Here is an 11,845-nt window from a genome sequence, read left to right on the forward strand (position 1 = left end):
CTTTATGAGCCCGAAGACATATGAGCTTTTGAATAGTATTCCAGATGGTGCAGATTACGCTGTGGTAGCAGGTGACTTGGATCCAGAGGACATTCCTCGGGAAAGAGTTGATGCCGTTTTGGACTTGCTCCGTACTACCAGTGACATCGAGGAGCATTTTCAGGCTGCGAAACTACTGACAAGTTGGGGCATTCGTGATGGGTTGAATGCTCTGGAAGTTATTATGAGCAAACCTGAAGATATCGAAGGGTTTTATACACATCGATTGCATGGATACGATGATACCTATCGTCAAATACTCATGGCAATAACCAGTTATTTTGCCAATGTGGCCGATCGTGGAGAAATAGACGCTGCTAGAGCACAGGTGTATGCACCTCTGGCAAAAATTATTTTGTTAGCGAATAGGTTGCCCTTTGAAATAACAGGTATTTTTGACTTTGCGAAAAGCGGGGGCTTTTCAGAATACCTACCTCTGGTAGAGGAACACTTGACCTCCATCATTGATCAACCAAACCTGCATGGGTGGAAAATTTATGATGCTATTCAGTTTTTGATAGGGTTCGACTCCAAAGTCGTAATGTTTCTAATGAGTGAGCGGAATAAAACTGTTGATGATTTTAAGCCGAAAGCACAAGTTTGAATGGTGGGTGCGTTTAATGTTTGAGTATTGCTCCGAGAACGTGGTCTTTCCCGTTTTCCGTTTCCCCCATCGCAGAGACTGAAAAGTACGTTGAATACACGTTTGGTCGGGGTCTTGACGTCGGGCTGATACGGCCGGTCAAAATTAACGAAATCCTACGCTGACTTCGCAGGTTGAAAATAAACCTGTCCCCTTCCCCTGTTGCTGAACGGGTATATCAAATCCATAAAGGAAACTGTAAGTGGAATCCGTGGAGCTTGAGCAAGTAGTTCATTGTTTTTTTAATTACGCGAATGAGCAAGGGAAACCCTATAAGGTGTTTCCCTTAGGGACTGAAATAGAGGAGTTTGGTGCTCCCTATATTGAGATCTCTGACTCGGGCAAATTTGCCCTTGTTGCGAGAGATCGCGGTGTTGAGCAGCTTCGGAAGGAAACGACGTCGCCGGAAATTCTGGCGAGGTGGATTTTTGAACTATTCAATCACTAAGGTTAGTGTGCTGTGAGCATTTGTTGGCGTAATTGAAGTAGAGATGGGAAATCGGACAGACCCTGAGGTATTCCCACAAATCTACTCTAATCTCTGCGCCTGATGATGCACCTCATCACGCAGAGCTGAGCTGCTTCCAACATTTCAAGACGTTCACCCCCACCCAAATCAGGAACGCAAAGGGGACAGACCACGATAAAAATGCTCTCACACACGTGACTGTACTTGTTTCCTCATCCGTCGATGACCTGTCGGAACGTTGAGCGCTAGCAAAGACTTTTCTGTCGATGTGAAGGGCAGCCTCTATCAGGGCGGCCTGGTCGAAGCCAATGAGCGCATCAAGCTGATGGCCACCGACAGCATTCTCAACGCACTGGCCGGTGAAATCCGAATAAATGGGGACAGACCACGTTTAGAAAGCACTCCGAAACCGTGGTCTGTCCCCGTTTTATCCGGCCCAGGCGACGCCGTTCTATTACCAGCTCGACCACCTCGGCACCCCACAGGAACTGACCGCCTACAGTGGCGAGATCATGTGGTCGGCGAAGTACCGGGCGTACGGCAATCTAAATGCGCTAGACGTTTCCGAAATTGACAACCCACTGCGTTTCCAAGGTCAATACTTCGATACGGAAACCGGACTGCACTACAACCGCCATCGCTACTACAATCCGAGCTCGGGGCGGTTTTTGACGCCTGACCCGATCAAGCTGGCGGGGGGGTTGAATAACTACCAATACGTGCCTAACCCTACGGGGTGGGTGGACCCGTTGGGCTTGGAGTGCCTAGGGACAGATGGGGGCGGACCAAAAGATCCGATTGGTAAAGCCAAAGTCAGTGAAGGAACACCAGACGCTCCAGGCCCTGAACACGGGAAAAACCCTAAGTTCTTCAAGACTGAGACGACATGGAAAGCTAGTGGTAATGGGACAGGAAACACGTATAAAGTCTATCAGCAGAATATTGACTGGGATCTCGAACATAAAGGCATCTCCAATCGAGATAGAGCCAAAAAAGGTGGCGCACCTTACGTATTAAAGGATGGAGTCCCTCAGCAACTTCAGCTTCATCACTCAAGACAAAATGGAAAAGGACCTCTTTTTGAGTTATCCATGAAAACTCATCTACGCACTCTAAAAGGCCAAGGTAGAGAAGCCATTCATCCATATGGGCACAGTAAACATCCTGACTTCCCTGTAGATAGAAAGGCCTTTGAAAAAGAAGTCCCACAATACTGTAAAGATCGAGCAGCAGAGGTTGAAAAATGATTCCCAGCCACCTGGTCAAGCTTATTGAAAAACAACCCGGCGATATCCATAGAGAAAACAAAGACTCCGTTATTCATGCACTGAATACATTGGGCATAAGCCTAGACAGTGAAATTGGAGAGTTCTTTCTAAGTTACGTAATTACTTTTTTTCAGGGAAGCACCTCAAGTATCGAGCTTCTCGACATAGTTGAGCCAAGCAACGAAATAGAGGCCTGCACAGACTTTATCCATGAGGTATGGGAGCTTCCTGAGAATTTTATTGGCCTCACTGGAATTCAAGGTGAAGGATGCTATTTATATGATAAAAATAACGGCGAAGTTTTAGATTTCGACCTAGCAAAGCGAGATGAGTTTTTAGCTGGAGAGTACGAATTAAAATGGAAAAGCTTTTTTGAGTTCTTAACATGGTACTTATCTTAACAAAGGATTAATCCCCCTCTAACAGCGTAAACCTGCAATATAATTTGACATATAGTCGAATAGTATTGGCGCAAGTTATAACGCGCAACTTGGTGAACTTTGAGCCGATATACCCGCCATATGTTGGCGCTGATGATATTTTGACCCAGACTGCCAAAAATCATTAACCCATGCGAATACTCAGCAAACGATTATCTTGCGCGGGATTTCAGAGTCTACCTATGGGAAAGTCAAAATCAGCATCTTGGATCAAATTTGTATCAGCACCAACAATCAAGATTCCAGTGCCGCTTCACTCAAGCAGGAGCAAGCGACGCCGCGCGCGGGTCGCCCAAGATGCTATGCCAGTAGAGCGGATAGCTTAGCTCGTCGTCATTGTTACCGAGTCCGGTCGCGCGGTTTTCGTAGATAGAATGTAACGCATAAGCATCGTCGATCAGAGACACTGACTTTTCTCCTAGCACTGTTGAAGCGATCCCATGACTTTAGGCGTGAGTAGACGTTTAGAGTGTAATTTCCCATGTCTACTAACCATGAGGGTCCTTTCGCTTTTGTAAGTTTGGAGTTGACCGCATTGCGGCACCGTGGCCTCCAGCGAGCAATCCAGAAGGCTCTTCTAGAGTGGTATGCGCAACAATCTCTAGATAGCGCCCGATTATGCCCACTCGAGAAACCAGCTTTTCTCGCGCGTCCTTGATAATCCGCCCCTGAATCAGCCACTTGTTCGTTTTGACTTTTCGGCGCCCTTTCATTTCCCACCTCAGCGGCTAAAGTCACCAAAGTAGTCATCCTTCACAACGAGACCAAACTCATTGATCGAGAGAAAACGGGGCCAGACCCTGAGGGATCCCCACAAATCTACTCCAGATAAATGGGGACAGACCACGTTTAATGAAGTTGACTGAAATAGCACGTAAAAATTTGCCGTCATTTGAGCCTTACGGCGCGCTAAGCTTTCAGTTCGACCAATTGAAAGGATTCATCGATGCCGCGCAGACCCCGAGTTGTGATGCCAGGCATACCACTGCACCTGATTCAGCGAGGAAACAATAAATCAGCCTGTTTTTTTACCGATGAAGACTATCTTTTTTATCTGGAGCTTTTGGTCGAACAGGCCTCTAAAAATGGATGTGATATTCATGCGTGGTGCCTAATGACCAATCATGTTCATTTGTTAGTCAGTCCTCATAATGCCAACAGCGCAAGCCTGCTGATGAAAGGTGTCGGCCAGAGATACGTCCAATACATAAATCGTGCGTATGGTCGTAGCGGAAGTTTGTGGGAAGGCCGGTATCGTTCATGCCTTGTTGAGAGTGAGCGATATTTGTTGTGCTGTTATCGATACATCGAGATGAATCCCGTCAGAGCGAAAATGGTAATTCATCCGGCAGAATATCGCTGGTCAAGTTACCGTGTTAACGCACAATCAGAACGCTCACAGATTGTTACCCCTCATGCTCAGTATTTGGCGCTTGGAGGGCAGGGCGGGCAGCCGGCAGATGTTTACCGCGAACTGTTCAAAAATGACTTAGAGTCAGAATTGGTCGACCAGATTCGTGACGCGACCAACGGAAATAATGTTTTTGGCGGTTCAAAATTTGCTGTTGATGTCGAGGCAATGATCGGCCGTCGGGTGCGGCGGGGGAGCCCGGGACGGCCGAAAAAATCGATCATCTAGTGAACCGTGGTCTGTCCCCGTTTTCTTAAAGAAAATGCAGCCCTAAATACATGGATAGGCAAGTTATGCCAAAAATACGGATTTACGAAAGTCGAAAAAATTGAAATTATTGGTGGTGTTACATATGTCACTTTCGGAAAAATAGAAGTTTGTTATCAAAAATCCTGGGTGGACAGGCGCCTAGCATGGTGCTGAACATGATGCTGGAGACTGATCCTGATTTGGATAAATATTCTTTGGCTAATATTTTTCTTGATGAGTTTGACCGTTTGGATAGCAAAATCGCTGCCAGCGATATGGCATTGGAAGAGCATTAGGTCGATCAGAGGAATGTCTGATCAACAATTTGATGACACTGTACTCATTCAGATGCGATCCGCAGGTTATAATATATAAATAAGAAATAAGGATTGGCTGTCTTCGATTTGGAGATGCGACAGGTCATGTTTAGTTCTTATGCAAAACGTGGTTGGCACTCCGGGTGCCGACATTTCTATGGTTTGGCCCCCATTCATTTTATGGGGTGCTGAAATCCGTAATGAATTACTGGGGAAAGGGGACTGATATATTTTTATCTACGCTGAGTTCGCAGGTTGAAAATAAATCTGTCCCTGAGGGATCCCCACAAATCTATCCCAATGCCTGAGCTTGTTGATGTACCTCGTCTCGCAACGCGTGCTCAAGTCTCTCCAAGGTTTTTCGAGACTTTGAGCCACGACCGCTGCACCAGTATTCCAACCCTAGTCGCCACAGGATAAATGGGGATAGACCACGTTTAGAAAGCACTCCGAAACCGTGGTCTGTCCCCGTTTTATCCGCGGTAGGTGCAACGTCGACCATCAAGGTCGGCGGGCAGCTCACCAACGCCGGACGCATGACCTCCAGCGAAGACCTGACGATCAACGCGGGCAGCGTCGCCAACTACGGCACCTTGGGCGCGGCGCAGAACCTCATCATCAACACGCCTTCGTTGCTCAATGACCGTGGGCTGATTTTCAGCGGCAACAACATGACGCTTGGCGTCAGCACGTTGACCAACCAGCACGGTGATTTCTACGGTCTGGGCGATGTGATGATGGGTGGGTATGGCGGCGCAGCACGGGCAGCGGGGGTGTACAACATTTCCGGCTCGATGGAGAGCGGGCGCGGGTTCACGATCAATGCCGATGTGTTCGAGAACCGTACGGAAGGACCGACGGCATCGGTTGAACGCAAATTGATCTCCGGGTTGATTGCAGCCAGCTGTGGTGACTGCGTTGGCGGCACCTTCAACAACTTCCTCGCCACTCGCGAGACTTACCAATTCTTCGACACCGATACCAGCGCCTCGGCGATGTTCAACGTCGGCAAGGATTTTACGTTCACAGGTGGCACGTTCCTCAACAGCAAAAGCACGGTAGCGGCGGGTGGCAACATCACCATCACCGCCGACAGCTTGAAGAATATCGGAGCCAAGAGCGGAACCGTCGAAGTCACGCGCCATTACAACTTCGAAATGGGCACTGGCACCACGGCGCAATTCATGGCCAACGTGATCATGCCGTACAACCAGCGTAACAACCCTGATTTCCCGTTTGTGTATTACGTCTCTGGACCGGATGAATTGATCCGTAAAGCGATCGCTAAAACAGTTGGCAGTGGCGTCTTAATCGTCGATGCCGAGACTGGCGAAAACCTCAGCATTCAAAAATATCATCAGGCCCTGTCCGGTTTCAGTGCTGGATTCGAGACTTCAACGCCATCGTTGTATGACCCGAATAATTTGTTAGCGATACCTGCTGAACTGGCCCCTTACGCGAAAGGTGTCGCCCTCGAAACCCCGGTTAACAGTACCGGTACTTCCGATACCAACAACTCGCGCAACGCAGTGATTCAGGCAGGTGGCAACGTCTCGATTACCGCCACCCGGGAAGTTGAAAACAGCGTTATCCATCAGGACTACAGCTCAACCGGTGGCACCAACAAAGTTGCTGATACTGCGGTCGGAAACAGCGGCACTGTCGTTGTGCGCATCAACAGCCAACTGCCGCCGGACCTTGCGCAACAGCAAGTCAATCCGCTGAGCCTGCCTGGCTTCTCTTTGCCGACGGGCGAGAACGGTCTGTTCCGGCTGAGCGGGCAGGGCACCAGCGGCGCCACTGCCGGCAACACCGGGCCAGCACCGACGTGGACGGTCGGCAGTGAGTCGGTGAATGCCCAGGACCATATGGTCGCCGCCAGCAGCGGCGGCCCGCGCAATCTGTTCATCGATGCCCCTGCGCAGGTGTCAGATAGCACCCGCGCCGTGGACACGTTCCACCGTACCCCAAGCACGGTTCAGGCAGTCGCCAGTTCGGTCGATGTCAAAGTGCCGGAAAGTTCTGCAGGCACGGGCAAGCCCAACCGCGGCAACGACATGAAAGAGTCGATCGACACCCGTCCGGTCACCCGTGTCACTGGCCTGCCAGACACCATGGCGCCCTCGAACCCGCACAAATACCTGATCGAAACCAACCCGGTACTCACCGACCTCAAGTCGTTCATGAGCTCGGACTACCTGCTGGAAAACCTCGGCTACAACCCCGACCAAAGCGCCAAGCGTCTGGGCGATGGCCTTTACGAACAGCGGCTGATCCAGCAGGCCGTCACCGCCCGCACCGGTCAGGCCTTCCTCGACGGCCAGACCTCCAACGAGGCCATGTTCAAGTACCTGATGAACAACGCCATCGCCAGCAAGGACGCGCTCAACCTGTCGGTCGGCGTCGGTCTCACGGCGCAACAAGTCGCCGCGCTGACCCACGACATCGTCTGGCTCGAAGAGCACGAAGTGAATGGCGAAAAAGTGCTGGTGCCGGTGGTCTATCTGGCCCAGGCCAATGGTCGTCTCGGCCCGACCGGGGCGCTGATTGCCGGTAACGACGTGACGCTGATCGCTGGTGAAAACCTCGATAACGTCGGCACGTTGAAAGCGACCAATAACCTGTCGGCGACGGCGGGCAAGGACCTGGTCAACAGTGGCTCGATCGAGGCGGGTAATCGTCTGGATCTGTTGGCGACCAACAACATCGTCAACAAGGCCGGCGGCATCATCGCCGGACGCGATGTGAGCCTGACCACCCGCACCGGCGATGTGATCAACGAGCGGACCATCACCTCGATGGACGACCAGTACGGCACCGTCACCCGGCATCAGGACTTTGCCGATAACGCAGCCCGGATCGAGGCTGCCAACGACCTGACCGTCAAAGCGGCCAAGGACATCAACATCGTCGGCGGCGTGATGAAGAGCGGCCAGGACATGGCGTTGAACGCCGGTCGCGATGTCAATGTGGCCTCTGTGCAGGTTAACGACAGCGCGTCGCTGGGCTGGAGGGGAACCGTCAGCAGTGTCACGCAACTGGGCGCCGATATTGATGCCGGGCGTGATTTCAAGGCTGATGCCAAGCGCGATATCAATGTCATTGCCAGTGAGATTGATGCCAAGCGTGATGTATCGATGAAGGCTACCGAGAATCTGGTGATTACCTCGGCCGCCGATGAGGAACATTCGAACTCGAAAAACAAGAAAGAAACGTGGCAGAAGGACCACGTTTCCCAAGTCATGTCTGGTATTACGGCGGGCGGAGACGTCAGGCTGGATGCAGGGAAGGATCTGAGTCTGATTTCCAGCCGTGTAACGGCAGGTGATGAAGCGTATCTGGTGGCCGGCGACAACCTGCAGATCCTGGCTTTACAGGACACCGATTACTCGCTGTACGACATGAAGAAAAAGGGCGGCTTCGGCAAGCTGAAGATGCAGCACGACGAGGTGACCGACAACAAGTATGTCGGCTCCGAGATTAAGTCTGGCGGCGATCTGACGCTCAAGAGCGGAGGCGATCAGCTTTATCAGGTCGCCAAGCTTGAAAGTGGCAACAACATCACATTGGACAGCGGTGGGGGGATCACTTTTGAAGGGGTCAAAGACCTTCACAATGAAAGCCATACAAAGACCGACAACAATGCTGCGTGGGTGTCTTCTAAAGGCCGTGGTAATACCGACGAAACCTTGCGCCAGACACGGATGATTGCCAAGGGCAACATCGTGATCAAGGCTGTTGATGGGCTGAAGATTGATATCAAGGATGTTAATCAGCAATCCGTCAGCCAGACCATCGACAGCATGGTCAAGGCTGACCCGCAGTTGGCATGGTTGAAAGAAGCCGAGGCGCGGGGGGATGTGGATTGGCGGCTCGTTAAAGAAATTCACGAGTCGTTCAAGTACGAGAATTCGGGTCTTGGCCCGGCATCGCAGATGATCATCGCGATTGTGATGGCAGCGGTGGTCGGCCCGGCAGCTTTGACGGCCTTGAGTGGGATGGGCACGTTCTGGGCTGCCACTTTTGCGGCTGTGGCTACCGGCGCGGCGACAAATGCCACGACAAGTTTCATCAATAACGGCGGAAATCTTGGAGCGGTGTTCGCGGACGTTACTTCATCCGATGCGCTGCAGGGCTATGTGATTTCCGGGCTGACGGCCGGATTGATGTCCGAATATCTGACCAAACTAACCGGCGTGAAATTCGACGCGAACGGCAAATACGCCGGGACGTCATTAGCTACGTGGGAAGGTGTAAGCAAGTTCGCGGGAAGCCAGATCCTTCAAGGCGGTACTTCTGCGTTGATCACCAAGGCAGTGGGCGGCGATGCAGATATTGGTGATCTACTGCAAACCGCGCTCTTCAATACAGTAGCTGCGTTCAGCTTCAACTTGGTGGGTGATCTCACACAAGGATTGGTCGATGATGGCACCGCTACCAAAGTCATCATTCATGCTGCGGTTGGCGGGTTGTTGTCGGAAATGACCGGTGGGGATTTTGCGACTGGCGCGTTGGCGGCTGGAGCGAATGAGGCCCTCGTTAAAGAGATGAGCAGTTGGTTCAAGGGCAATCCAAATTTATTGCTGATGGGGTCACAGATTGTTGGAGTTCTTTCGGCTGCCGCTTTAGGTAATACAGATGCAAGCACGTTGCAACAAACGGCTTGGATTACCAATAACGCGACTCAATTTAACTTTGCTGGGCACCAAGAACTAGACGATTTTGAAAATTCCGCACGCACCTGCGAATCAAAAGAAACTTGCGAAAAGATCAAAAAGGATATTCGAAATCAGTCGGTTGCAGATGATGATGCTCTTGCCTCTTTGTGTAAAATCAGCCCAGAACAATGTGTGCAGTACTATGGTGATTTGCTCCACGATCGATACAGTCTGCAAGAACGCCTCGCGCATATGTATTTCGACGATAGTATTCCTTCGATGTTCAAGGAGGATCTGCATCGCTTGCAGCTCCAAAATAACTCCGCTATTACGACCTTGACTCAAGCGCAGTCACAGTTGGACTTGATAAATAGAGGAGTTTCACCTGAGAAGGCCGGATGGCTTAGTGATCTGTTAGCGGTCATGGGGGGGATGCTGGGTGGAGGTAAGGGCGGAGGAAAATTAACGAGTACAGTTTGGGATAAGGTCAAACCTACTGATCCTTCGTTGCGTGGTACATCGATCCCGAAATCGTTTGAAATTTCTACAGATGGTGGTAGTTTCTGGGTTCATCCAAATGCCACTAAGCATATGGAAGAATTTTTGACGCGCAATGGGCTCTCGCATTCATCTTCGTTGGCTAGCCAAGCGATGCTGAGCAGTTTCCAGATTGCTCTTAACAACGCTGCAGCACAGGGAATTAAATATGGGGAGGTAATGCAGGTGGGGCGATGGGAATTGATTATCAGCGCTGGTCGTCCCGGAGAGCCGCTTCCGGTAGTTAAACATGCACTTTATAAATAATCATGCTGAAAATTAATGATATTGGTGAGTGTGAAGGCAATGTTGTCGAAGTCGATGAATACGTGCCTTTGACAGTTCGGTTTGGGTCGGGCCGCGATGCGTCGCCCCTCTATTGGCGTGCGGGCAATGGTAAAGACTCTCTTTTGGAAGTCGGTTTAAGTGCCTCCACTGGGAAGATTATAAGTGTAACGGTTGTAACTATTCCTTCTGTGGCATTGCAGCATTACGAATGTCAGGTGGGAAGTTGCGCGTTTGACGTCGGGGTTCCGCTTTTTTGTGTGGACGGGTGGGCGAGTCGTGAAAGTTATTCAAATAGATTTTTAGATGATTTCAGTGTTGGATTTGATCTGTTTGTGGATGCCGATAGAGCATGTATCGTCTTTGATGTGCAGCAGGACATTGTTCAGTTAGTAAGAAATGGCTCAGTGAGTTTTGGGGTTTCCTCAAGAGGTGAATTGTTATCAATTGAAGTGTCATGCCTAGACGTTGATAAAATGGATTTGTTGAAAAGTTTTACCTCTTGTGGATAAAGATGAAACAGGGATAAATGGGGGCAGACCACGTTTAGAAAGCACTTCGAAAACGTGGTCTGTCCCTGAGGGATTCCCGATTTTTCTTACAGAAAATCAAGAAGTTGGAATATTGAAAAGACCTGCATGAGTCGGCAACTTGGTTTGCACCACACAAATACAAGAAACCGAACCCATGAGGGATAAATGGGGACAGACCACGTGTAATGTAGTTGACTGAAATAACACATAAAAATTTGCCGTCATTTGAGCCTTGCGGCGCGCTAAGCTTTCAGTTCGACCAATTGAAAGGATTCATCGATGCCGCGTAGACCCCGAGTTTTGATACCAGGTATACCACTGCACCTGATTCAGCGAGGAAACAATAAATCTGCCTGTTTTTTTACCGAGGAGGACTACCTTTTTTATCTGGAGCTTTTGGTCGAACAGGCCTCTAAAAATGATTGTGATATTCATGCGTGGTGCTTAATGACCAATCATGTTCATTTGTTAGTCAGCCCTCATAATGCCAACAGCGCAAGCCTGCTGATGAAAGGTGTCGGCCAGAGATACGTCCAATATGTAAATCGTACGTATCGTCGCAGCGGAAGTTTGTGGGAAGGCCGGTATCGCTCATGCCTTGTTGAGAGTGAACGATATTTGTTGTGCTGTTATCGATACATCGAAATGAATCCAGTCAGAGCGAAAATGGTAAATCATCCGGCACAATATCGCTGGTCAAGTTACCGTGTTAACGCACAATCAGAACGATCGCACATTGTTACGCCTCATGCTCAGTATTTGGCGCTTGGAGGGCAGCGCGGGCAGCCGGCAGATGCTTACCGCGAACTGTTCAAAAATGACTTAGAATCAGAATTGGTTGACCAGATTCGTGACGCGACCAATGGAAATAATGTTTTTGGTGGTTCAAAGTTTGCTGTTGATGTCGAGGCAATGATCGGTCGTCGGGTGCAGCGGGGGAGCCCGGGACGGCCGAAAAAATCGATCATCTAGTGAAACGTGGTCTGTCCCCGTTTC

7 protein-coding genes and 2 pseudogenes are annotated in these 11,845 nt (G+C 50.2%); all 9 read left to right on the plus strand.

All coding sequences use genetic code 11. The features are described from left to right. Positions 1-4 precede the first annotated feature (4 nt). On the plus strand, positions 5-643 hold the full coding sequence (locus PSH79_RS11480; RefSeq protein ID WP_305442901.1) for a hypothetical protein: 639 nt from the start codon (positions 5-7) through the stop codon (positions 641-643). A 241-nt stretch (positions 644-884) separates the two neighbouring features. After that, positions 885-1,130, plus strand: a complete 246-nt coding sequence (locus PSH79_RS11485) for a hypothetical protein (protein WP_305442903.1) — start codon at positions 885-887, stop codon at positions 1,128-1,130. 452 nt (positions 1,131-1,582) lie between these two features. Next, positions 1,583-2,398 (plus strand): annotated as a pseudogene (locus PSH79_RS28150) (RHS repeat-associated core domain-containing protein); the annotation flags it as partial. Further along, a complete protein-coding gene (locus PSH79_RS11500) occupies positions 2,395-2,820 on the plus strand; it encodes an SMI1/KNR4 family protein (protein WP_305442904.1) in 426 nt (141 codons plus the stop codon). The pseudogene PSH79_RS28150 and the gene PSH79_RS11500, both read left to right, overlap by 4 nt. A gap of 985 nt (positions 2,821-3,805) precedes the next feature. After that, entirely contained in the window at positions 3,806-4,498 is a 693-nt protein-coding gene (locus PSH79_RS11505) for a transposase (RefSeq protein ID WP_305442905.1), read from the plus strand. 185 nt (positions 4,499-4,683) lie between these two features. Continuing rightward, positions 4,684-4,815 (plus strand): hypothetical protein, encoded by a 132-nt coding sequence (locus tag PSH79_RS11510; protein WP_305442907.1) that lies wholly within the window; start codon positions 4,684-4,686, stop codon positions 4,813-4,815. 557 nt (positions 4,816-5,372) lie between these two features. Then, positions 5,373-10,298: pseudogene (locus PSH79_RS11520) on the plus strand (DUF637 domain-containing protein); the annotation flags it as partial. Positions 10,299-10,300: 2 nt separating this feature from the next. Continuing rightward, positions 10,301-10,828, plus strand: a complete 528-nt coding sequence (locus tag PSH79_RS11525; protein WP_305442909.1) for a hypothetical protein — start codon at positions 10,301-10,303, stop codon at positions 10,826-10,828. Positions 10,829-11,128: 300 nt separating this feature from the next. Next, positions 11,129-11,821 carry a transposase gene (locus PSH79_RS11530; protein ID WP_305442911.1) on the plus strand — a complete coding sequence of 231 codons (693 nt, stop codon included), beginning with the start codon at positions 11,129-11,131 and terminating at the stop codon, positions 11,819-11,821. Positions 11,822-11,845 lie beyond the last annotated feature (24 nt).

This window comes from Pseudomonas sp. FP2196 (assembly GCF_030687715.1).
In the GTDB taxonomy this organism is placed as follows: domain Bacteria; phylum Pseudomonadota; class Gammaproteobacteria; order Pseudomonadales; family Pseudomonadaceae; genus Aquipseudomonas.